We start from the raw sequence: 23,385 nt of genomic DNA, 5'->3' as shown, positions 1-23,385 counted from the left end.
ATCAATCTTTCTATTTCGATCGAAAGTGATCCTTTGTTTCTTCAATAATCTCTAATACTTTTGGGGTTGTTTCCTTTAACTGATTGACTTGTTCATTTAAAAATGACAAATCATCTGAGACTGTTCGCATCAGCTGCTTCGTTTCTTCCATTTTTTCTTTCACGCAAGCAGAAATTCTGGCTGGCTCCTGACGGTATTCCGCCAGCTTTTCCTGACAGTCATCCCATTTGTCTTTAAGCGCAATTCTCGTTGGCCGATGAAATAATGTCAGCAGTGCGCCGCAAGCTGCTCCTATCACAGCTCCTCGAAGCATGATTTGATTTTTCTCTTCCATCTCGTCTGATCTCCTTTCAGTTAAAGGTGTTTCTCTTTCTTTACATACGTCAAAAAACGATCAATTCCTGTTTCAATTAAATCATGTACTTCCTCAAAGTTTCCAGTGTAATAAGGGTCTGGCACATCATCTCGATCATCGTCTTCAACAAAGTCAAGAAGACGGCCAATAAAGTGATGTTTCCCATAACCGGCTATACTGCGAAGTGCCCCTACATTTTCAGCATCCATCGCAATGATATAGTCGTATGCTGTGATGTCCTCATCTATGATTTGTCTTGCGGACATCCCCTCATAGCTGATCCCTTTTTCATCAAGCAGCTTTCGTGTTCCTTCATGCGGAGGACTGCCTTGATGCCAGCCGCCAATTCCTGCTGAATCAATGACAAAGTGCTCGCTTAGTCCTTCATCTTCTACTCGTTTTCTAAACATGGCTTCTGCCATCGGTGACCTGCAAATATTGCCAAGACATACGAATAATACATGAATCATCCTTCATTCTCCTCCTATCTTTTCCCTAGAAACTGCTTTCGAAAACCTTTTCTCTATCATATCAAGCCCTTTTTCTTTTGAAAACTTTGCAAGAAAAACTCCCATCGGCATTGACACATTATACAAAAAAAGGGGACACTTTAGGAGAATTGCACAAATAAAGGGGGATATATATGGGATGGGTAGAACAGATTGTCAGCAATATCAATGATGTATTATGGGGACCGCCGCTTTTGTTTTTGATCGTGGGGACTGGGATTTACCTTACCTTTCGCGTACTCTTTATTCAAATTAGGCTGCTCCCCTATTCGCTGAAGCTTGCATTTTCAAAGCAAGACAAGACATCAGAAGGTGATATTTCTCACTTCCAAGCATTAATGACAGCTCTTGCTGCAACGGTTGGAACGGGAAATATTGTAGGGGTCGCCTCTGCTGTCATTGCCGGCGGACCAGGCGCTGTGTTTTGGATGTGGTTTGCAGCGTTCTTTGGAATGGCGACAAAATATGCTGAAGCTGTTCTCGCAGTGAAATACCGTGTCAAAAATGAAAAAGGTGAAATGTCCGGCGGGCCGATGTACTATTTGGAGCATGGCTTGAAGCAAAAATGGCTAGGGGTGCTGTTTGCTATTTTTGGTGCTGCGGCTGCCTTTGGAATTGGGAATCTCGTGCAGTCAAATTCGATTTCTGGTGTCATGAATTCAACCTTTCAGATTCCAACATGGATCACAGGCATTATTATTACGGCCTTTACTGCGCTCGTGATTTTAGGCGGGATTAAAAGCATTGGCCGGGTGACGGCTATTTTTGTACCGGTCATGGCTTTATTCTACGTCATTTGCGGGCTGATCATTCTTGTCATGAATGCGGATCTTGTCCCAAGTGCAGTCGGGCTCATTTTTACGGATGCATTTACAGGTCAAGCCGTTGCAGGCGGTGCGATCGGTACCGTAATCCGCTGGGGTGTGGCGAGAGGGGTATTTTCCAATGAAGCAGGTCTTGGTTCTGCACCAATCGCTGCAGCTGCTGCCAAAACAGATATGCCTGCTCGTCAAGCGCTTGTGTCAATGACGCAAGTATTTATTGATACGATGATTGTTTGTTCCATTACAGGGATCACAATTGTCATGGCCGATATGTACGTCACAGAAAAAAGTGATGCACTCACCTCGTTATCCTTTGCTCATTTCCTTGGACCAATCGGCTCAATCATTGTTGCAATCGGCTTACTTTTATTCGCTTATTCCACCATTATTGGCTGGTCCTATTACGGTGAAAAATGCTTTACATATTTGGCAAAAGATTCGTATGTGATGTATTATCGTGTTGTGTTTGTTATTGCTGTCTTTTTCGGTGCCGTGTTTAAGAATGATTTCGTCTGGGGCGTGGCGGATATGCTAAACGGACTGATGGCTGTTCCGAACTTAATCGGCCTTATCGGTTTATCAGGAGTTGTCGTGTTTGAATCTAAACGAATCATTGATAAGATCAAGCAGGAGAAAAAGGAGAAAAACATCTCCGTGTCGTCTTAATAGCCCTTTTATTCTTTTGCATTTCTGTTAAAATAGACATGTTATTCAACACATATGCAGGAAAGGACGTGCCGCCCTTGTCAGAGCAAAAAGCGGCTGAAGTCAATCAGCTGATTGAAGACATTTCGCAAAAGTTAAATATGCTGAACATTGGAGTCATCAAAGCCGAGGACTTCAGTCCAGACAAGTACGAAGATATTGAATTTCTACACCAAATGGTGATGAAAAAATCTTCATTCAGCCCAAGTGAAATGCAAGCCATCGCAAGCGAACTAAAAAACTTAAGAAAATAAACGTGCAAAGGAAACCAGATTGCGGTTTACGCCGCTTTCTTCCATCCATGCACAGAAAAAGCCAGCACCCCGCAAGGTGCTGGCTTTATTTATCCTGTCAAAAACTGCTTATTTTGCGAGCAGTTTTAATGATTCACGGTTAAATGCTGGAATGTCATCAGGTGTACGGCTTGTCACAAGCTGATCCTGACAAACAACAACTTCTTCATCTTTGAATTTGGCGCCTGCGTTTTCCATATCTACTTGAATGGATGTATAGCCAGTCGCGCCTCTGCCTTCCAGCGTCTTCGCTGTAATGAGCAATTGCGGTCCGTGACAGATCGCAAATACTGGTTTTTTCTCGTCCATAAATGCTCTTGTGAATTGGACATAGCGATCATCTGCACGCAGAATGTCTGGTGAGAAACCGCCAGGAATCAGTAGTGCATCGAAGTCTTCAGGCTTCACGTTATCAATGGACGCATCCACTCTCACTTCTGCTTCTCCTTGCTTCCCTTTCACTGTTTTACCTTTTTCGTTTTCAATTACTGTGATCTCATGGCCTGCATCTTTAAAGGCTTTTGCAGGCTCGGTGAATTCAACATCCTCAAAGTAATCTGTTAATACAACTGCAATTTTCTTACCCATGTAGAAACCCTCCTGCTTGATTATCGTTTACACTACACACTATACCCGGGTACATTGAAATCAAACATCCTATCCCGATCAGAAAACCCCTTATGATAAAAATAAGCATTTAGACTTATTTATATTTCCTCAACAAGGTAATTCGTATGATTTATGTTATCTTTACAATAATCTGCAAAAAATAACTACAAAAGTTAACGAAACATTTCTACAATAGGTATTGTGGTCAAAAAAATTAGAAAGGCGGAGATCAGGTGAAGAAGCAAACACATAGGTCTAAACGAAGGAAAAACCTGTCTATTCTGCTCACTTCCATTATGATGATTAGTCTCATTCTCCCAGCAGTACCTACTCATGCAGCAATAGAAAACGGCGATGCCGTAAAAGTCAGCATCTTAGCCACAACGGATGTTCATGCGAACATGATGAACTATGATTATTACAGCGACAAAGAAACAAATGAATTTGGTTTGGCAAAAACAGCCGAGCTAATTGAAAAGCACCGTTCACAAAATCCAAATACACTCCTTGTTGATAACGGAGACCTGATTCAAGGAACCCCTCTTGGAGAATACGTTTACAAAAATGAGAAAGACAGCATCATCAATCAAACAAAGGTTCACCCCATTATTCATACACTCAACAAACTAAAGTACGATGCAGGAACACTTGGCAATCATGAATTTAACTACGGATTATCATTTCTTGACGGTACTATTGCCGGGGCTAACTTCCCAATTGTCAATGCGAACGTCAAAAAGTTAAATGGAGAACACCGTTTTACGCCTTATGTGATTCAAGAAAAAACATTTAAAGACGCAAACGGTGCCTCACAAACTGTGAAAGTCGGTTACATAGGATTCGTTCCACCACAAATTATGACGTGGGATAAGAAGCATTTAGATGGACAAGTTCAAGTGCAGGATATCGTCGAATCTGCCAATGAAACCATTCCTGAAATGAAGGAAAAAGGAGCAGATATCATCGTCGCTCTTGCCCATACAGGAATTGAAAAAACCGCTTCGCCTAAAGGATCAGAAAATATGATCTTTGACCTTGCCACGAAAACGAAAGGCATTGATGCGATCGTGTCTGGCCACCAGCACGGCACATTCCCAAGCGCTGAATATAGCGGCGTTGACAAATTCGATGTCTCAAAAGGAACCATCAACGGCATTCCAGTCGTCATGTCTAAAAACTGGGGAAGCTACCTCGGCGTCATTGATTTAACATTAGAGCCTGACGGCAGCAACTGGAAAGTCACAGATGGAACAGGAAAGATTGAATCTGTTGCAGGAGTCACCTCTCAAAACAGCACTGTAAAAGATGCTATTCAAACGACGCATCAAAACACACTTGATTATGTAAGAAAGCCTGTCGGTAAAACAGAAGCAGACATTAACAGCTTTTTTGCTCAAGTGATGGATGACCCTTCTATTCAAATTGTGACGGATGCACAAAAATGGTATGCACAAGAAAAAATGAAGGATACGTCATACAAAAACTTACCGATTTTATCTGCAGGCGCCCCGTTTAAAGCCGGCGGCCGAAACGGTGTAAATTATTATACAAATATCGCAAAAGGTGATTTAGCGATTAAAAACATCGGCGATCTCTACCTTTACGATAACACCGTGCAAATTGTCAAACTGAAAGGCAGTGAAGTGAAAGACTGGCTCGAGATGTCTGCCGGACAGTTTAATCAGATCAAGCCAAACGATTCAAATGAACAGCCTATGTTAAACGAAGAATACCGCTCGTATAACTTTGATGTGATCGATGGTGTCACCTATCAAGTTGATGTGACGCAGCCTGCTAAGTACAGCACAACAGGCACTCTTGTCAATGCGAAGGCAAACCGCATCAAAAACCTGTCCTACAACGGGAAACCAGTCTCTGACAATCAAGAATTTTTAGTCGTGACAAACAACTATCGAGCTTCTGGCGGCGGTGGCTTCCCGCATCTGACGCAAGATAAAGTGGTGCTTGCCTCAGCCGATGAGAACCGCCAAGTGCTGATGGATTATATTATCGAACAAAAAACCATCAACCCAAGTGCGGATCAAAACTGGTCCATTGCACCAATCAAAGGCGCAACAGTCACATTCGAATCTTCTCTTTTAGCTAAGCCGTTTGCTGAAAAATCTAGCAGTGTAGACTTTGTTCGTAACGCCAGCACAGATGGTCTTGGTGTGTACAAGCTAGCCTTTAAAGAGGATGGCACAACAGAACCGCCTGCATCAGACAACTGGAATTTAACGGTGATGCATACAAACGATACACACGCACACCTTGATGATGCGGCAAGACGTGCCACAAAGATTAAAGAAGTTCGAGCCGAAAGCAAGAACAACATTTTATTAGATGCTGGAGATGTCTTCTCTGGTGACCTATATTTCACAAAATGGCAAGGACTTGCCGATCTCAAACTGATGAACTTAATGAAATATGATGCCATGACGTTTGGTAATCATGAATTTGACAAAGGTCCTTCTGTTCTTCGTCAATTCCTGACAGGTGATGCATCAGATGTAGATGCGAAAAACCGTCATCAATTTGAAAAGCCTGCATTCCCGATTGTGTCATCAAACGTTGATGTCTCTAAGGAAAAACAATTGAGCGGCTTAGTGAAAAAGCCAGCCACATTTAAAGCTGGTGAGAAAAAAGAAGCTGGGATTTACCCATACATCCTGCTTGATGTAAACGGTGAAAAGGTGGCGGTATTCGGTTTAACCACTGAAGACACGGCCATTACATCCAGCAGCGGCCCTAACATTCAATTCAAAGATGCATACAAGAAAGCAAAGGAAACAGTCAACACCATTCAAACAGAAGAAAAAATCAATAAAATCATTGCTTTAACACACATTGGCTATAACCGTGACCTTGAGCTGGCTCAAAAAGTAGACGGTATTGATTTAATCATTGGCGGTCACACGCACACCCTTGTAGAAAAATTAAAGGTCGTCAATAAGAAAGAACCAACGATTGTCGCGCAGGTGAAAGACTACGGACAATTCTTAGGGAAAGTAGATGTGGCCTTTAATCAAAAAGGCGTCGTACAGCCAAAGAAATCTTCTTTTGACCTCATCACCATCGATGACTCTGTCAAAGAAGATGCCGATGCAAAAGCGATCCTCGATCAGTACAAGGCAGATATTCAAGATTTAAAAACGGAAAAAGTCGGGTCTACTGATGTCCTCTTAGACGGACAACGAGAGCATGTCCGGGCGAAGGAAACAAACCTTGGGAACTTTATTGCTGACGGCATGCTGAAGAAAGCGCAGGAATCTGCTGGTGCCGATCTTGCCATCACAAACGGCGGCGGTATTCGAGGCAGCATTGAAAAAGGAGATATCACTTTAGGTGATATTTTAACGGTCATGCCATTCGGAAACACACTCTATGTCGCGGATTTAAAAGGCAGCCAAATTAAGAAAGCGCTCGAACAAGGGCTTTCAGGCATTGAGGAAGGCGGCGGCGCATTCCCTCATGTAGCCGGCATTGAATATACGTTTACACTGAGTAAACCAGCTGGCAGCAGACTCATTGATGTCAAACTGAAAGACAAAAACGGCAAACTAACAGACATTGATGATAAGAAAACATACCGCGTGGCAACAAACGCATTTGTCGGGACAGGCGGCGATGGCTACAGCGTCTTTACAGAAGCCTCTCACGGCGAAGACTTAGGCTATGTTGACTATGAAATCTTCAAAGAGCAAATTGAACAGGCAGACGGCGGGCATATTTCTCCTGTCATCGATCATCGAGTGAAAGAAGTGTTCCTTCCACGTGCGAAAGGAAAAGGCGCTTATGACATTCAAGATGATGAGAAATTCCAAACGTATGTGCAGCATACAAACAAAGCATTGCTCTATTTAGACAAAGCGAGCGAAGCGAAAAACGTTCAATTGTCACTATCAAAAGCACAGGTAACCGAGCTGAAGAAAAGAGAGCAAGATCCGAACGTCACTATCTATCATGACAAAGTGGGACTCGCATTACCGCTCTCTAACTTGTCCGAGAAAAACGCAGAAATATCGATGACAAAGACGGATAAGGTGAAAAATGCATTAACTGATACGTATGATTTCCAAATCAAACAAGATCAGAAAAAGGTTTCTACCTTTAAAGATCCTGTTACACTATCCTTTACATTAGATGAGCCTCAAAAGGCAAAGAAACCTGGTGTATATTATGTAGACCGCAAGAAAAATCGTTATGCCAAAACAAGTAATGGATCATTCGAAAATGGGGTCGTTTCAGGTCAAACTGAGCACTTCAGCGAATACACCGTACTCAACCAAAGCGGGGCAGCTGGAACAACGCCAGATCAAACTGGTGGAGACGGCGGAAGTTCAGCGCCAGGCGGAGGTACAGGTACAGATCCAAACCAAGATGGAACCGGACTCCCAGGCGGCACACTGCCGAATACAGCAACAATGATGTATACAGCTGTATTGATTGGCGTACTCATGCTTGCCTCAGGCGGTATCCTCTATTACTACCAGCGTAAGCGTACAAGAAAAAATGTATCATCCTAAAAGAAAAGGACAGAGCGTATGCTCTGTCCTTTTTCCATCTCAATCCTGTGATAAATAAATCCAATTGCGTTTATCAAATTGTTTCACATCATCTGATCCTATATGACGCAGCATTCTATTGAAGAACGTGATGTCATCTTCATCATCGATGGCATATAAATCCTCTTGAACATAATCTCTCGTAATAAAATTCGTTAAATTCGTATTATTTACAAATTCAGCAAAATACGATTGGACAAGAGTTAAATCCTCTTCACTTAACTTTTCATCATTAATAATTGAAATATGAAAGACATTCAAAATCGCTTGTATATCTTCTTCATCCATATAACATAATGGATTTAGTTTTCTATCTTCTTGCGTAAACGGTTTTCGAGTATCTTCAATGATGACGTAACATAATATTCGATGATCTTTCATCACGCTAAAAATTTCTAAATCCCGTAATTTTAGTGGTCGATTCAGTCTAATCATTTTTCCTCCTGTATATCAAAATTTTGTCGTTGTGTATATCCCCGTTTCTCCAAAACCTGAAAAGGACAGAGCCTATGCTCTGTCCTTTTTTTCTCTTCTAGCAAAATCGACGAATCTGAAGCGGTCTAACCTGTGACGGCTTTCTGTGTATTGAAATAGACTCGTATCCTCTAAGAACACATAATTCTTTACCACGACGACATGGTCAAATCCCTTTAAATCAAGGTACTTCGCATCCTCTTCTGTACATGGCTCTACCACAAATTCCTTTTGAGCATAGCTGATTGATACACCGAGTTCTCCTTCAATATACTCGTAGATTGATCCTTCGCATATGTCTTTAGACAATACTTCAACATGCTTTTGCAAAAAGTAGTCCTTGTCTAAAATCACTTCTTCCCCGCTAATATTGCGAGAGCGAATGACTTTCCAGACGTCCGTCTGTTCGTCAATTTTTAGCTGAGACTGAATATACTGATCCGGTTTGATTAAACCAAATTCATGAACCGTTGTGACTGTCTTTCGGCCAAGCGTTTTGGAAAGCTCTTTAAAGCTGACAAGACCTGATACAGGGAACTGCATTTTCTCCCGATTCAGCAATACAGAGCCTTTCCCGCGGATTTTTTGGATATAGCCATTTTGCACAAGAATATTTAATGCCTTTCTCACCGTCTCCCGGGACGTGTCGTACATGATCGAAAGCTCATGCTCTGATGGGAGGATACCTTTATCCTGCCATTCACCTTGTTCAATTCGTCTTGCGAGCTGATCATAAATCACTCGAAACTTATTCTCTTTCATTTTCCCTCCGCCCCATTTTCTAGCGTTTGGTTAAATGATAAACGATTGACTCATATGGGCGCAACGTAAATCCCTTGATATGTGCCGGCACATCCTCATAATTGGATAACAGCACGTGACTCTCCATCTCATCAGCAGCCTGCACAAGCTCATCAGGAAGCGTAAAGTCCGTCTTCCCTGCATAAAAGTGGTTGATCACGAGGAGCTTCTCATCCTTGCTTTCTCTAACATAAGCAAAAATCTTTGGATCTTCTGCTAGGAGTAAGGAGAAGCTGCCATATGTGATCACGTCAAGTTCTTTACGCAGTCTGCAAAGGGCTTGGTAATGATAGAAAATGGACGTCTGGTCTTTTAATGAAGCCTCGACCGAAATGTCGTTAATGGCTGGCTCAATCCAAGGCGTTCCTGTTGAGAAGCCTGCATTCTTCTCTGAGGTCCACTGCATTGGTGTTCGCGCATTATCTCTTGACTTGACCTGTAAAATGGCGAGTGCTTCTTCCTTTGATTTTCCCTTTTCAAGCATGACTTCGTACATATTGAGTGATTCGATATCACGATAAGACGAAATGTCCTCAAAGCGAGGATTCTTCATACCAATTTCCTCACCTTGATAAATATAAGGAGTCCCCTGCATGAGATGAATCGTGGTCGCCAGCATCTTCGCTGATTGCTGATGATACGTGTCATCATCACCATATCTTGAGACGATACGCGGCTGATCATGATTGCACCAGAACAGCGCATTCCAGCCGCCGCCCTCATGCATTTTCGTCTGCCATTCAGAAAGAATCGACTTCAATTCTTGAAAATTAAATGGTGCGATCGCCCACTTTTCACCGTTTGGATAATCCACCTTTAAATGATGGAAGTTAAACGTCATATCCAGCTCCTGCCGATCAGGTCTTGTATACCGAATACAGTCTGCGATATTCGTTGAAGACATTTCCCCCACTGTCATGCTATCGTATTTCGAAAAAACCTTCTGGTTCATTTCATGCAGAAATTCATGAATTCTTGGCCCGTCTGTATAGTACATGCGGCCGTCGCCTTGCACAGATTGTCCGGCATCATCTAAGAAACGCTGATCCTTTGAGATGTTGTTGATGACATCCAGCCTAAACCCATCAATTCCTTTTTCAAACCAAAAGTGCATGATGTCATATACTTTCCTGCGCACTTCATCCTTCTCCCAATTGAGATCCGCCTGAGTGACATCATATAAATGAAGATAATAATCTCCTGTTACTTCATCGAGTTCCCAGGCTGGACCGCCAAATTTCGACTGCCAATCATTCGGCGGAGATCCATCCGCTTTTGGCTCCTTCCAAATATAATAATCTCGATAAGGGTTATCCTTTGACTCACGCGAGGCTTGAAACCACTCATGGAAAATGGATGTATGGTTAACGGCTAAATCCATGATGACCCTTATTCCTCTCTCATGCGCTTCCTTCAGCATGCGTTCAAAATCTGTCATTGTGCCGTACATCTCATGGATTTTTGTATAATCACTAATATCATAGCCGTTGTCATGCTGCGGGGACTCATACATTGGCGTGAGCCAAATACAATCCGCCCCAAGCTCTTTGATATAATCAAGCTTTTTCGTCACGCCATTGATATCACCTGTCCCAGAGCCTGTTGTATCTAAAAAGCTTTTCGGATAAATTTGATAGACCACCGCTTTTTTCCACCACGGTTCATTTGTTTGCTGATTCAATTTCCTTCACCACCACTAGTTAAGTTCGTCTGAAAAATCCTTCTTCTTTTTTAGTTTTGCATATAAAAGTGTGCCGATGAATGGGACGATGAGTACAATCACCATTCCGATTGCAAATGCGCCCCAATATTTCGGGATAATGGAGAAGATTCCTGGAATGCCGCCAACACCAACTGAGCTTGCCAGCACCCCTTGAGAGGCGATAAACATACCGGCTAGTCCTGAGCTGATTAGTGCAAAAATAAATGGGAATCGATAACGCAGGTTGACCCCAAACATGGCCGGTTCGGTAATTCCTAAATAAGCAGAAATACTTGATGTCAGCGAAAGTCCTTTTTGCTTTTCATCTTTTAAGACAAACATCATCGCAAGGGCAGCTGATCCTTGTGCAATGTTGGATAAGGCAAGCATTGGCCATAGGAACGTGCCGTGCAGCTTTGAGTTAATCAATTGAATATCAACAGCGAGGAACGTATGGTGCATTCCTGTAATGACTAATGCTGCATACAGTCCGCCGTATAATAGACCGCCAAGTGCTGCGAATTGCTGGAATACCGCTACAAGTCCAGATGTTAAAACATTACCGATTGCAAATGTAACAGGTCCAATGACAATGAATGATAAAAATCCAATGACTAATAACGTAATCGGTGCAACAACTAACAGCTGAATACTTTCAGGTGTCCGTTTTGTGATAAATAATTCGAGCTTTGCAAGTAAATAGGAGGCAACGAGTATCGGAAGAACCTGTCCTTGATAGCCTACCTTCTGCACTTCAAGTCCAAACAAGTTCCAAACAGGAATGTCACCTGTCTTCTCTGCCGCTCCATAGCCCCATGCGTTTAACAAGTCTGGATGTACGAGCATCAGACCGAGGACCATCCCTAAAAGCGGATTCCCCCCAAACCTCTTCACAGCTGACCAGCCAATTAATGCTGGCAGGAACGTGAAGGCAGTGCCTGCAATTAAGTTGATCATATTCGCTAAATCAGCCCATGCTGGGTACACATCCACAATCGATTTTTGATCGAAGAAAATATCAGGAGCTGTTAAAATATTATTAATCCCCATTAATAAACCGGCTGTGACGATAGCAGGAAGAATCGGTATAAAGATATCCGCAAGCGTTTTCACAGCACGCTGCAATGGATTCAATTTTTGATCAGAGGCACGCTTGACGTCCTCTTTTGTGGCTTCCCCAATTCCCGTCCTTTTGACCATTTCGGCATATACTCGATTGACGACCCCTTGGCCGATAACAACTTGGTATTGAGCGTTCGCTGAGAAAGATCCCTTCACTTCATCAATTTGTTCAAGTGCTTTCTCATCCACCTTGCCCTCATCTTTCAGCACAAAGCGCAGCCTTGTTACACAATGTGTCGCTTGATCGATATTTTCTTTGCCGCCGATGGCTTTCACAATCTGATCTGCTGCTGCCTGATAATCAGCCATACTATCCCCTCCGAGATCGTTTTTTTATATAAGAAAAAAGAACCAAAAAACTTGTATATACATGTTTACTTCATATTTTATATTTGTATATACATGTAGTCAACAATAAAATGTAGCGCTTACATAAAAAAAGCTCCCTCAATGTGCTCAGGGAGAGGCAGCGTGTCATCATCTTTTTTTATGCTCTGTTAATTTCTCGTAGACCTTATTTTTGTAAAAGGAGGAGGCTGGGCGAGCAAAAGTTTGACGCTTAGATGTAAGTTCATCCAGACGTTTTTGTTTTTCTTCACATATGAGAGACAGTTTCTTTCTTTCCTCTCCATCTATACTCGATTGAAGTAATTCTTTGACAGTCATAAGTTCTTTTTTCAGCGCTGTTTCTTCCCCAGCAAATCCGGCATTTTTCATAATGCGGTAGCCCATTCTAAGTTCTTCTGGTACATGAGCAGCGTCATCTTTTGGCAGAGGCTTCCCAAAGCCAGATAATCCTTCAAAAGCCCCATTATCCATCGCTTTTTTGATCCGTTCTTCTGATAATCTCTGCGCAAAATCCATAGCGTTTCTCCTTTCACCGCAAGTATGTAATTAAGCATAGCAAAAAAGCTGGCTCTCTCACAAGAACCAGCTTCAGCGTCTAGACAAACCCTCGCATTCGGTGCTCGTCCCTTTTTCGCTGAAAAGAGAAAAAGGGCTAAAATATTTTAGCCCTTTCTTGTTATTTCTTGTCGATTTTGAAAGTTGAGACCATTTGTGCTAAGTCGTCTGACATGTCAGAGAGCTGTTCAATCGCACTTGAAATTTGCTGCATGCCAGCACTTTGCTGTTCTGTTGCTGCTGCTACTTCTTGAGAGCTGGCTGCTTGTTCTTCCGATACCACCGAAATTTGTTCAATCGATGTAGAAATCGTTTGATATGCACGTTCTACCTGGTTGATGGATTCAAGCAAGTTGTTCGTTCTTCTTGCAAACTGAGACACGCCGTCGTAAATCACAGCGAAGTTTTGTGACGTGCCTTCCATTTGCTCACGTCCTTCTTCCACTGCTTTACTGCTTTCCTCTACGCTTTCAAGAACACGCTGGCTGTTTTCCTGTGTACCGATAACGAGGTCTGAAACAGTTTTAGCTGCATCCGCTGATTGCTCTGCTAATTTACGTACCTCATCTGCCACAACAGCAAACCCTTTTCCTTCTTCCCCAACACGTGCCGCTTCAATGGAAGCATTCAGTGCAAGAAGATTCGTTTGTGCTGAAATGTCCGTAATAATCGAGATCACACTTTCAATCTCCGTGGAATGGGATTGTAATTCTTCTGCTGCCTGCTTCGAGTTGGTCATCTTGTCATGTAACAAGTTCAGATGATCAAGCACATGGTTCACAAGTTTTTGACCAGATTCTGACTGCTCCTGTACGTCAGATGAAACAGATTTCATTTCATCGACTTCTTTTGTGACACCTTCGATTTGAGTATCGATCTCTGCAACAGATCTCGTACAATCCGTAATATTTGCGACAGAATCATTGATTCCTTCACTCATATTCGTCATGGCTTCTGACACTTGCTGCGCACTTTGACTTGATTCGTTCGTCACCGTGCGAAGCTGTGAAGACATTTTTGATACTTCACTAGATGAGTGCGAGATCTTCGAAATGAGCTCTTTGATCCGCCCCTGCATCTTTTGGAAGGATGCAGCAAGCTGGCCGATCTCGTCTTTACTCTCAACTTCTACCATTCCAGTTAAATCACCGTCAGCAATTCGGTTCGCTGATTCCATCAATGAACGTGCTGGTTTCGCAATTCTTCTTCCCATGATAAAGGAGAAGAGCAATCCACCGATGAGCACAATAGCCGATGCAACCGTAATGTAGATTGTGAGCTTCTTCGTAGTGGCTGGAACAATTGATGCATCTAGATCAATCCCTAAAATCCCTGTCAGCTCACCGCCTGAATCTTTGATTGGCAAAAAGACTGATTTATGTGTTCCATATGAATCATGGTAAATATCACTTTTGACCATTTTATCTTCAGAAAGAGCTTGCTTCATCTCATCTGAAAATGCATAATCCTGGTCAAAATCATTGTCTTCCCCAGTTAATACGATAATTCTTTCTTTACCGCCTTTATTAGATAACACGTATAAGTTCTCAAGCGTATGATCTTTTTGAAGCTCTGTGAATTTCTTTTTGATATCGACATAAATGGGATCATCCTTCCCGCTAATGCTGAGCACGTTTCCATCGATGTTATCGATTTCTTTTTTGGCGGTATCAATATCTGTTGTTAATCGATAATCAAATTGCTTTAATAACTGGGATGATAAATCCTGGCTGACTAGATAAAATGTTAGAACGAATAATGCAACGGTTGCGAGTAATGTTACGGTAACGACTGACATGATTTTAGAGGATATCGTGTATCCTCCAAATTTCCTTTGTTTCGCCATTTTTTCCTACATCTCCACTCTCAGATTTGATTTAAGCATGTACATTTTCAAATTGTCCACAAACAGATGCAATCACATCTTTTAAATAAGATACGATATGAGGGATATGCTCTGGTAACGTATAAGGTGAGATGACAAAAAACTTACTAACACTTAGATAGAATTCTTGACCTTCTTTTGAGTTAACAAGTAAAAACTTCGTTGTATCGCCAAAGAACATCTCGTCTCTTTTCTCTCCAAGTTTTTCAAACAGCATTTTGTTCAATTCATTGTTTCGCTCAATTTCCATTGAAGTCGCTTCGCCAGAAATCTCTTCTTGAAAACGCGGTGAGCCGTCTAGGTAAATTCTAAATAATGTAGCCATTCCGACGTTGTCATCATTCACGACTTCTGCTTGCGGAATTTCCCTACTAAGTGCTTCTCTGAAGGCAAGGTTTACTTCTAAGAATTGACCGAGCAAGCGCTGGTAGCCTTCAATCCCAAACGTTAACAGCACACTCAGCATGCTGATTGAGCTTCCCATTCTTGAGCACTCAAGTGTATAACCCGTATGGTATTCCCCGTAGCCTCTATGGCCAACATATGGCGTCTCTTGTTCTTCCAGATCCAAACGCTTTAAGTCAGCAGCGTTTTTCACTAAGAATAAACTGGATGTGTAAGGTGTTTGGCCGAGCTTTTGAAAATCAAAGCACATCGAGTCTGCAAGAGAAAGATGCTGGAATTTCGCTTTGATTTCTTTTAGCATACGAAGAACACCGTCTGAGAATTGCAGCGGGTTTTCTGATACATCATACTCATTAAAGAAAGCAAAGAATCCACCCAGCGCCGAATCTGCATGAATATGCGGCACCTTCAGATCATACTTTTCAGCAATCGCTTCTGCTGTTTCACGTACCCCTTTTACATCATCAATTGCAATGGCATCTGTTGTTCCGGTTGTTGCCACAATATAAACGGGAATCCCGCCATCCTGTGCAACACGTTCCATTTGACAACGCAAATCTTCCATATCCATTGAATGATCTTTATTCGTCTTAATTCTGATTAAGTTGTTTGTGCCAAGTCCTGTTGCTTCCATTGACTTAAATAAGCTGTAATGTGCGGCATCAGAACAAAACGCATAAAGATTTTGCGGAACTCCTTTTCGCAGTGACTCCGGCGCTGCTTTGGCAATCGCTAAACGAAGTCCTGAAAAAATCGCTCCTTGACCTCCCCATGTTGTGTATCCCCCGCTCACGTTTGGATCATATCCGATGAGCTTAGACATCATTGAGACCACTCTGACCTCAGCTTCCGCACCTGCTGGCCCGTAAACATCCCATAGGTTGTTTCCGTTTACCAGCATAGCTGTCAGCATGCCTAAAATTCCTGGTGTACTTGCCATTGGCAAAATGTTCGTGAAGAAATACTTGGTGTGGTATGGATGGTTATGTAAAAGCTTCAGTAATTCTTCATTCACAAGTTCCGCTTGCTGGCCGTTCATCGGAATTTGACTTGTTTCAGTGAGCTTTTTGTAAAAGTCCTCCCCACGATTCTTTTCACCTTTAAGGTGTGCACGGTTGGGATCCTTCAGGTCATCGACCCCTGAAATGATCTGCTCCATCAATTTGACGAGTTCTTTACGCTCTCCTGCATTTCCGTCCTCACTCGGAAACCAGTTCTGAACGAGGTTCTCTGCTCGTACAGTCATATACTATCAATCCTTTCAATGGAAGATTTCCTGTCACTGTCTATATCGACCCCAATTCAGAAGTTTATAGTCTCGATATGTTCACTTAAGTATATCTAGATAATTTGTTTACTTATTAAAATAAATAAAACCCTTAAAAAACACATTAAAAGCATTATGTTGATGAAATACAAAAATATATTGATATATCGTATGAGAGGAATTTTTATCCATCATCTTGTTCCATTCCATTGTTCATTTTTTTTGCTTAACCTGCATAAACATTAATAAACAATGGAAAAACTCTCTAAATGACCATTGTAGAAATTAAATTAATTCTTTAGACTTATGCCTTTTTACCTGTTTTATTGATATAGCAACTGGAAAATTGCTGAATTTTCTGTCAATAATAGGTCGATTTTCATAAAAAGTTTTTCGATGGGCGAATATTTTCATTTTCTCTCCTTTTATTGCTCGGACAGGCTTGCAAAGGCGCCTCACCGGTTATGACTTTTCTATTTGTGCATTTCGTGGTATATTCTAATGGTTCGTTTTCTTTCGTTCCGCCTCTTCCGTGTATCGGAGAAAAGGAGTGTTTATATGAAAACATTTATTCAAAAAAGAGGTCTCGGCTTCTTTCTGATTGCAGCCATCTTACTATGGCTCAAAACGTATTCAGCGTATTTAATCGAATTTAAACTTGGTATATCAAATGTGCTTCAGCATATTTTGCTTTTCGTGAATCCTATTAGCTCCAGCTTGTTCTTTCTTGGCTTTGCTTTATTGTTCAAGAAAAAATGGCAGCCTGCCGCTATCATTGTGATTCACTTTTTCATGTCTTTTTTACTATACGCAAACATCGTGTACTATCGATTCTTCAATGACTTTATCACGCTGCCTACAGTGATGCAGGCAGGAACGAATGGCGGACAATTAGGTGATAGTGCATTTTCACTCATGCGTTGGACTGATGTGTTTTACTTTATTGATACAATCATTTTGATCGTACTTGCAGTCCGCATGAAAAGGCAGCAGCAAACAAGTACAGCCACGACTGTACCTGTACAAAAGTCAAAATCGTTTAGACTCGTCCTTGTGTCCTCTGTTGTGATCTTTGTTTTAAACTTAGTTGCTGCAGAGATCGATCGTCCAGAGCTTTTATCAAGATCGTTCGACCGCAATTATTTAGTTAAATATTTAGGTGCTTATAACTTTACTGTGTTTGATGCCATTCAAAATGTGAAATCAAACAGCCAGCGTGCTCTCGCAAATTCAAATGACGTGACAGATGTAGAGAATTATTTAAAAGCGAACAGCGCTGATCCTAACCCGGCTTATTACGGGAAAGCGAAAGGCATGAACGTGATTACAATTTCTCTTGAATCTCTGCAAAACTTTGTCATTGATTATAAAGTGAATGGAAAAGAAGTAACGCCGTTCCTTAACTCATTGGCACACGACAACAAAACGTTTTACTTTGATAACTTCTTCCATCAAACAGGACAGGGAAAAACGTCTGATGCTGAATTTATGATGGATACTGGATTATTCCCATTATCACAGGGCTCTGTTTTTATTAACAAAGCGCAAAACACATATCAAGCACTTCCTGGTATTTTGAAGAAGGATCAATATACGTCAGCCGAATTCCATGGCAATACGAAAACCTTCTGGAACCGTAATGAAATGTTTAAATCCTTTGGGTATGACAGATTTTACGATTCTGAGTACTACGATATGAACGAGCAGGATACGAAGAACTACGGACTGAAAGACAAACCGTTCTTCAAAGAATCGATGCCAATGCTTAAAAACCTGAAGCAGCCGTTTTATTCGAAATTCATTACCTTATCGAACCATTTCCCATTTGGAATGGACGAAGGTGACACTGATTTCGAACCTGGTGACTTCGGTGACTCTGTCGTCGATAACTACTTCCAATCGGCTCATTATTTAGATGAAGCGATTGAACAGTTCTTCAACGATTTGAAAAAGTCAGGTCTCTATGACAACACAGTCGTCATTATGTACGGAGATCATTACGGCATTTCTGAAAACCATAATGAAGCGATGGAAAAAGTGACTGGACAAAAAATTGGAGATTATGAAAATGCACAGCTCATGCGTGTGCCGCTCTTTATCCATGTACCTGGCGTAAAAGGCGGACAGATTCATAAATACTCTGGTGAAGTCGATGTCGCACCAACCCTTCTGCACCTGCTCGGCGATGATACGAAGAACTATTTAATGTCTGGTTCTGATATCTTATCGAAGAACTTTAAAGAGCTTGTGCCATTTAGAAACGGTGATTTCGTGTCTAAGGACTACACGAAAGTAGGCAATAACTATTACAGCAACAAAACAGGCGAGAAAATCGAGCCAACTGACAAGGCATCACAAGAAAATGAAACGGTGAAAAAGATGCTGGAGACATCTGATAAGATTGTCACCGAAGATTTACTCCGTTTCTACAAACCTAAAGGCTTTACACCGATTGACCGCAACGACTATGACTATACAAAGAAAGTACAGGATGAAAAGGATTCCTCTTCCGCCAAAGATGAATCCAGCTCTTCTTCAAAATAACTTTCTCATGCTAAGAACCAGCCGATCCTTGATCAGCTGGTTCTTTTTACGTTTGATCATGATTACTCCGGGTATAGGAGAAGAAGGAGGGATTTATCATGAAGAAAACAGCAGCTTTTGTCGTGACTGCCTCGCTTGCTTCGTCCGCTTTATTCGGTTTCAGCCCTGCGGTCTCAGCACACGCCATGACCAAACCGGCAGCAGAACAATCCGTTCCTCAAGGTCCAAAAGCCGCGCTTACCAGCATTTATGAGCTGGCACATAAAGGGCAGATGCCTTACTATGCAAAAGGGCTCAAAATAGGCGTTCAAACCAAAAAAGACGTTCATCATAAGCTCGGAAATCCATACCCAGAAACAGGTCAAAGCAGCTTTGATCTCTATCACGCTGAAATGGGGAATCCCGGATTTGCTTTTCACTATGATGCAAAAGGCAAGATTGATGAAATCCGTTATTTCGGAACGAATGTAGAAAAAGAAACGAATATTGGTGGAATGACCCCTGCTCTACTAAAGAAACAGCTCGGATCAGCGGATTCAGTGAGCACCATCCCGCAAACAAAAGAGAAAAAATATGTGTATCGAACCGGTGATTATGAGCTCGAATTTATCGTTGGACATGATCCTGATATTAGCCAGCATGAACTCACCGTGCTGCATATCAACTTGATAAAAGCCAATTCTTAAATAAAAAAGCATCCTGAGCACATGCTCTGGATGCTTTTCTTTATTATGATGCCACTTCTAATTGCGGCTTTCTTTTCAGTTTTCGTTTGAGGACTGGACCTGCTACATAATCAAGACCAAGTTTTCCGGCATTTCCTTTCGCTGCCATGATGAAGACTGCGATCAGAAGAAGCAGCGGGTTCACAGAGACGGTTCCAGCTAGTAAGAAAGAGACATTCATCACGCTTCCAAAAAAGGCTGCCGTTGTTGTGAATAATCCGACAATTAATCCTAGGCCTACTAAGATTTCACCCCACATGACCATGGCACTAAATAATCCGGCATTCGGCAAAGCGACATTTTCTAAAAACCATACATAGAATGGATACACAAGATGACCATCTTTGACGACAGGTTCAGATATCGCAAATTGCAAATAGCCTGATGCATCAAATCCACCTGTTAGTTTTCCAATACCAGATGTCAGCCAAGTCCATCCGATATAAAGTCTTGCTGCCAAAAGGATAACGGCTGCCCATACATTCGTTTGTAAGAATTTTGTAAACATGATGATGCCTCCTTTTAAATTATGTGAAATATTTCACATTTTCTTTATGATCTTATTATACTATGCTATTTCTTATTTGTGATCTTTTTCACATATATATTCACAAATTGTTCATGAATATCTAATTTATGCAAATCTCAAAAGTGTGTGCAGCTTGTAGAAATAAACTTTTGGAGTGTGACGCGTTTCATGGTTTTCAAACAACTCAACTGCTGTGTCAAAGTACGATAGGGATGAGGTATTGGTTAGTAGTGATGTGTACCTTTAAAGAACCAGAAGTAATACTCTAACAACCTGTCCGGTCAGTTAATATTTTAAAATAAGCTTTCGTCTGCTGTTCGAGAAAAAAATCCTTTACTAAGACCGTAGTCAGAGAAAATATAAGCCTCGAGCGGGTTTAATCAATTTCCTCCTCCCTTTATTATCAAAGTAAGTAACACGTCACAATTAACTAGAGAACATTAAGGGAGAGAAGACAATTGAATAAATTATGGCGTTTCATCGTGTATGTATGCGTTTTCGTTCTGGTTGTTGGAGGAACCGGAGCGATCGGTTTCATGAGCACGATGCAGGAGGCTATGTCGGTTTATGATAAGCCAGTTCCTGCTTCTCTACAAAGCATCCAAACTCCTACCTATGATTCGAAAAAGCCAACAGTGGTCGTTATTTTGGCGAATGAAGTAACCGAGGTGTTTGATTTTCTCGTACCATACGAAATGTTCTCCATGACGGGTTCGTACAATGTATTTGCGGCAGCTCCCAACAAAAACATAAAATCGTTGACGGGCGGGCTTGATGTCGTACCGCATTACTCTTTCGACGAGTTGGACAAATTGACAGGCAAAAGCCCGGATATAATTGTGATCCCTTTCATGCCGATTTTGGATGAAGCGCAATACAAGCCCGTCCGCGATTGGATAAGGAAGCACTCCGGCAAGGAAACGATATTGTTGTCCATCTGCAATGGGGCAGAAAATTTGGCGGATACCGGCCTGCTGAACAGGAAATCTGCAGCAACACATTGGGGAGATATCGGCAGATTGGAAAAGAAATATACCGAGATTACTTGGAAAAGGGATCAGCGTTACGTGCATGACGGTAACATAGTCTCCTCCGCCGGCCTGACTTCGGGGATTGATGCCACACTGTATGTTATATCCCAGCAAATGGGAGATCCTGTAGCGGAGAAAGTGGCGAAGGAAATGAATTACCCTTCCTACGATTTTGTTCAGCATCCGCAAATGGAGCCTTTCACGGCCGGATTGAGCGATATCGTCTATATTTTGAACAATGCGTTTCAATGGAGCAAGGAAAAGAACGGAGTCCTGCTGTATGACGGTGCCGACGAGCTTATGTTATCCTCGGCTTTTGACACGTACGGGGCTTCTGGAACAACAACAACATTGACGATATCCAACAAACGCGAGCCGGTTGTTACTCGGCACGGTCTGAATCTGATCGCCCGATATCAAATAGAGGATGCTCCAAAACTCGACAAAATGATTTTTGTGGGACCGGACGTGAAGACGCGCGCTGCAGACGATATCCGAAACTGGAACGTGAACGGTGGAAAGGCTGAGCAGCTTTTCCTGCACAGTGATTCGCCAGAGCGGTTCGCGATGGAACCTGCGTTTGAAGATTTGGCGAAGCAAGAAGATATCTTGACGGCGAAATTCGCCGCCAAGCGGCTCGAGTACCGCGCCACAAGCCAGCTTAAGCTTAAAGGAGCACCATTTTCGTACGAAGCGTTCGGCATACCGATCGGTGTCGGCTTGTTGTCTATGTTCGTCGTATATTTGGTAGAAAGACGTTTCGTAAGAAGAAAGACTGTTCGCGAATAAAACAGAAAGCAAAAGAAGCATCACAGTTTGGAATTATTTATACATGTTTGGAGCAGATTAGGAAGAAGAAGCACAATCTATTTAGGATTTTTTAAGGAAAAATGAGATTGATAATGCTTTTAAAGTCGCCATGATGGTTGATTACTATAAATTTAATTAAATTCCTTATTAAACAAACGAGTACCGATAGTTCAACAAGCTATGAGTAATTTTAGGATTAAGCCCATATTTTAGTTATTCCATTAAAGGGCGCTATTATTTAAGATCAAAGGTAGAAAATGATCAAACTTTTTTATAAAACCAAAACTTAAATATGCTCGAGAAGAATCCATTTTGATCATACTTTTTTCAAAATGGATTCTTCTAATTTATCGTAAAATAAGGGTTTATCAGGTATTTTTGATTAAACTTTATAAAAACACCCTCTATCAAGAGGGTGTTCTTTGTGCTGAGTCAAAACTGAACAGGTCACCACCAGAATTCATCTTATCTTGTTCTTTCTGCTTCATAGAGGTAAACTTTTCCCTTGCGAAAACCGTCTAAGTCATTTCAAACAGTAAAAAGGGGTTTAATTTTGTATGAAAACACTATTTCATTTTGCTTATTTACAGGCCATCTCATGTGTATTCCCCGTCATGATCTTTGCGGCACTTGCCCTTTCAAAGACGGTGTCTATTCCTTTTCTTCACCGGTATGATTTCATTTTACTGCTTTGCCTCGCAGCTCAAATCCTGATGCTCACGCTGCGGCTGGAGACTTGGACGGAGCTAAAGGTCATTTGTCTATTTCATCTCATAGGAATCTGTTTGGAAGTGTATAAAGTACATATGGGCTCTTGGTCCTACCCAGAAGCAGCTTATACAAAAATATTCGGGGTTCCACTTTATAGCGGCTTTATGTATGCGAGTGTGGCTAGTTATATTTATCAAGCATTTTCACGACTTCATGTAAAAGTGACCGACTGGCCTCATCCATTTCTTTCAATTGGTATCAGTTTGTGCATTTATCTCAATTTCTTTACGCATCACTGGCTTTATGATGTCAGGTGGTGGCTGACATGTCTGCTTGTTGTTGTGTTTTGGAAAACGTCGGTTTCGTTTCAGGTTGGTCCATCTTCCTTTCGAATGCCGCTTGTTGTTTCATTTTTCCTGATTGGCTTTTTCATTTGGATTGCCGAAAATGTCACCACCTTTTTAGGCGCATGGCAATATCCAAATCAGCAGCATGCTTGGTCCATTGTTCATCTAGGGAAAATTAGTTCGTGGTTCTTACTCGTTGTGATCAGTATTGTGCTAGTGATCGAACAGCGAAAACAAAAAAGCGTTCAGCCCATTTGACCTGGCTGAAC

Annotated in this window: 18 protein-coding genes; 7 read left to right on the top strand and 11 right to left on the bottom strand. The window is 41.7% G+C overall.

What is annotated here, in order from left to right; genetic code table 11:
• Positions 1-10: 10 nt before the first annotated feature.
• Positions 11-334 carry a YtxH domain-containing protein gene (locus QR42_RS03820; protein ID WP_039177147.1) on the bottom strand — a complete coding sequence of 108 codons (324 nt, stop codon included), beginning with the start codon at positions 332-334 and terminating at the stop codon, positions 11-13.
• Positions 335-354: 20 nt separating this feature from the next.
• Positions 355-825, bottom strand: coding sequence for a low molecular weight protein-tyrosine-phosphatase (locus tag QR42_RS03815; RefSeq protein ID WP_024425850.1), 471 nt, complete (start codon positions 823-825; stop codon positions 355-357).
• 173 nt (positions 826-998) lie between these two features.
• On the opposite strand from QR42_RS03815, the gene QR42_RS03810 reads away from it, so the two are divergent.
• Together QR42_RS03810 and QR42_RS03805 are read left to right on the top strand one after the other, a co-directional pair.
• The gene (locus QR42_RS03810; protein ID WP_039177145.1) at positions 999-2,354 is read left to right on the top strand and encodes an alanine/glycine:cation symporter family protein; all 1,356 of its coding nucleotides are present in this window, start codon (positions 999-1,001) and stop codon (positions 2,352-2,354) included.
• Positions 2,355-2,431: 77 nt separating this feature from the next.
• Positions 2,432-2,647: a DUF1128 domain-containing protein gene (locus QR42_RS03805; protein WP_003214000.1), complete on the top strand. Its 216-nt coding sequence runs from the start codon at positions 2,432-2,434 to the stop codon at positions 2,645-2,647.
• 108 nt (positions 2,648-2,755) lie between these two features.
• Here the strand turns inward: QR42_RS03805 and QR42_RS03800 are convergent, their stop codons facing one another.
• Entirely contained in the window at positions 2,756-3,274 is a 519-nt protein-coding gene (locus QR42_RS03800) for a type 1 glutamine amidotransferase domain-containing protein (protein WP_024425275.1), read from the bottom strand.
• Between the two features lie 254 nt (positions 3,275-3,528).
• Here QR42_RS03800 and QR42_RS03795 point away from each other — a divergent pair, with 254 nt between their 5' ends.
• The gene (locus tag QR42_RS03795; protein WP_039177137.1) at positions 3,529-7,821 is read left to right on the top strand and encodes a multifunctional 2',3'-cyclic-nucleotide 2'-phosphodiesterase/3'-nucleotidase/5'-nucleotidase; all 4,293 of its coding nucleotides are present in this window, start codon (positions 3,529-3,531) and stop codon (positions 7,819-7,821) included.
• A 39-nt stretch (positions 7,822-7,860) separates the two neighbouring features.
• Here the strand turns inward: QR42_RS03795 and QR42_RS03790 are convergent, their stop codons facing one another.
• The 7 genes from QR42_RS03790 to QR42_RS03760 form a co-directional block, all read right to left on the bottom strand.
• Positions 7,861-8,295: a hypothetical protein gene (locus QR42_RS03790; protein WP_039177135.1), complete on the bottom strand. Its 435-nt coding sequence runs from the start codon at positions 8,293-8,295 to the stop codon at positions 7,861-7,863.
• A 72-nt stretch (positions 8,296-8,367) separates the two neighbouring features.
• Entirely contained in the window at positions 8,368-9,096 is a 729-nt protein-coding gene (gene treR, locus QR42_RS03785) for a trehalose operon repressor (RefSeq protein ID WP_039177134.1), read from the bottom strand.
• Between the two features lie 19 nt (positions 9,097-9,115).
• Complete coding sequence (treC, locus tag QR42_RS03780) at positions 9,116-10,816, bottom strand: alpha,alpha-phosphotrehalase (protein ID WP_039177132.1); 1,701 nt, start codon at positions 10,814-10,816, stop codon at positions 9,116-9,118.
• A 15-nt stretch (positions 10,817-10,831) separates the two neighbouring features.
• The gene (gene treP / locus QR42_RS03775) at positions 10,832-12,268 is read right to left on the bottom strand and encodes a PTS system trehalose-specific EIIBC component (RefSeq protein WP_039177130.1); all 1,437 of its coding nucleotides are present in this window, start codon (positions 12,266-12,268) and stop codon (positions 10,832-10,834) included.
• Positions 12,269-12,436: 168 nt separating this feature from the next.
• Positions 12,437-12,823, bottom strand: coding sequence for a DnaJ family domain-containing protein (locus QR42_RS03770; RefSeq protein ID WP_024425857.1), 387 nt, complete (start codon positions 12,821-12,823; stop codon positions 12,437-12,439).
• 160 nt (positions 12,824-12,983) lie between these two features.
• Complete coding sequence (locus QR42_RS03765; RefSeq protein WP_039177128.1) at positions 12,984-14,708, bottom strand: methyl-accepting chemotaxis protein; 1,725 nt, start codon at positions 14,706-14,708, stop codon at positions 12,984-12,986.
• 31 nt (positions 14,709-14,739) lie between these two features.
• A complete protein-coding gene (locus tag QR42_RS03760) occupies positions 14,740-16,398 on the bottom strand; it encodes a pyridoxal phosphate-dependent decarboxylase family protein (protein ID WP_039177127.1) in 1,659 nt (552 codons plus the stop codon).
• Between the two features lie 579 nt (positions 16,399-16,977).
• On the opposite strand from QR42_RS03760, the gene QR42_RS03755 reads away from it, so the two are divergent.
• Together QR42_RS03755 and QR42_RS03750 are read left to right on the top strand one after the other, a co-directional pair.
• Positions 16,978-18,963 (top strand): lipoteichoic acid synthase, encoded by a 1,986-nt coding sequence (locus QR42_RS03755; RefSeq protein WP_039177124.1) that lies wholly within the window; start codon positions 16,978-16,980, stop codon positions 18,961-18,963.
• A 98-nt stretch (positions 18,964-19,061) separates the two neighbouring features.
• Positions 19,062-19,649: a YjgB family protein gene (locus QR42_RS03750; RefSeq protein WP_039177122.1), complete on the top strand. Its 588-nt coding sequence runs from the start codon at positions 19,062-19,064 to the stop codon at positions 19,647-19,649.
• Positions 19,650-19,692: 43 nt separating this feature from the next.
• Here the strand turns inward: QR42_RS03750 and QR42_RS03745 are convergent, their stop codons facing one another.
• Positions 19,693-20,196, bottom strand: coding sequence for a DoxX family protein (locus tag QR42_RS03745; RefSeq protein ID WP_024426621.1), 504 nt, complete (start codon positions 20,194-20,196; stop codon positions 19,693-19,695).
• A 479-nt stretch (positions 20,197-20,675) separates the two neighbouring features.
• Between QR42_RS03745 and QR42_RS03740 the strand changes: the two genes are divergently transcribed.
• Both QR42_RS03740 and QR42_RS03735 read left to right on the top strand, forming a co-directional pair.
• Positions 20,676-22,037, top strand: coding sequence for a DJ-1/PfpI family protein (locus QR42_RS03740; RefSeq protein ID WP_039177117.1), 1,362 nt, complete (start codon positions 20,676-20,678; stop codon positions 22,035-22,037).
• A gap of 578 nt (positions 22,038-22,615) precedes the next feature.
• Entirely contained in the window at positions 22,616-23,374 is a 759-nt protein-coding gene (locus tag QR42_RS03735) for a DUF817 domain-containing protein (RefSeq protein WP_039177115.1), read from the top strand.
• The last annotated feature ends 11 nt before the right edge of the window (positions 23,375-23,385 follow it).

Source organism: Bacillus sp. WP8, assembly GCF_000800825.1.
In the GTDB taxonomy this organism is placed as follows: domain Bacteria; phylum Bacillota; class Bacilli; order Bacillales; family Bacillaceae; genus Bacillus; species Bacillus safensis.
Note: the sequence above shows the minus strand (reverse complement) of the source record. Positions and strands in the feature narration are given on the sequence as shown.

What these genes read in the sequence shown, in the direction of transcription:
- QR42_RS03765 (WP_039177128.1), bottom strand. Translation starts at nt 14,708, where the DNA reads ATGGCGAAACAAAGGAAATTTGGAGGATACACGATATCCTCTAAAATC.
- QR42_RS03800 (WP_024425275.1), bottom strand. Translation starts at nt 3,274, where the DNA reads ATGGGTAAGAAAATTGCAGTTGTATTAACAGATTACTTTGAGGATGTT.
- QR42_RS03810 (WP_039177145.1), top strand. Translation starts at nt 999, where the DNA reads ATGGGATGGGTAGAACAGATTGTCAGCAATATCAATGATGTATTATGG.
- treP (WP_039177130.1), bottom strand. Translation starts at nt 12,268, where the DNA reads ATGGCTGATTATCAGGCAGCAGCAGATCAGATTGTGAAAGCCATCGGC.
- QR42_RS03755 (WP_039177124.1), top strand. Translation starts at nt 16,978, where the DNA reads ATGAAAACATTTATTCAAAAAAGAGGTCTCGGCTTCTTTCTGATTGCA.
- QR42_RS03815 (WP_024425850.1), bottom strand. Translation starts at nt 825, where the DNA reads ATGATTCATGTATTATTCGTATGTCTTGGCAATATTTGCAGGTCACCG.
- QR42_RS03790 (WP_039177135.1), bottom strand. Translation starts at nt 8,295, where the DNA reads ATGATTAGACTGAATCGACCACTAAAATTACGGGATTTAGAAATTTTT.
- QR42_RS03745 (WP_024426621.1), bottom strand. Translation starts at nt 20,196, where the DNA reads ATGTTTACAAAATTCTTACAAACGAATGTATGGGCAGCCGTTATCCTT.
- treR (WP_039177134.1), bottom strand. Translation starts at nt 9,096, where the DNA reads ATGAAAGAGAATAAGTTTCGAGTGATTTATGATCAGCTCGCAAGACGA.
- QR42_RS03820 (WP_039177147.1), bottom strand. Translation starts at nt 334, where the DNA reads ATGGAAGAGAAAAATCAAATCATGCTTCGAGGAGCTGTGATAGGAGCA.
- QR42_RS03750 (WP_039177122.1), top strand. Translation starts at nt 19,062, where the DNA reads ATGAAGAAAACAGCAGCTTTTGTCGTGACTGCCTCGCTTGCTTCGTCC.
- QR42_RS03735 (WP_039177115.1), top strand. Translation starts at nt 22,616, where the DNA reads ATGAAAACACTATTTCATTTTGCTTATTTACAGGCCATCTCATGTGTA.
- QR42_RS03760 (WP_039177127.1), bottom strand. Translation starts at nt 16,398, where the DNA reads ATGACTGTACGAGCAGAGAACCTCGTTCAGAACTGGTTTCCGAGTGAG.
- QR42_RS03770 (WP_024425857.1), bottom strand. Translation starts at nt 12,823, where the DNA reads ATGGATTTTGCGCAGAGATTATCAGAAGAACGGATCAAAAAAGCGATG.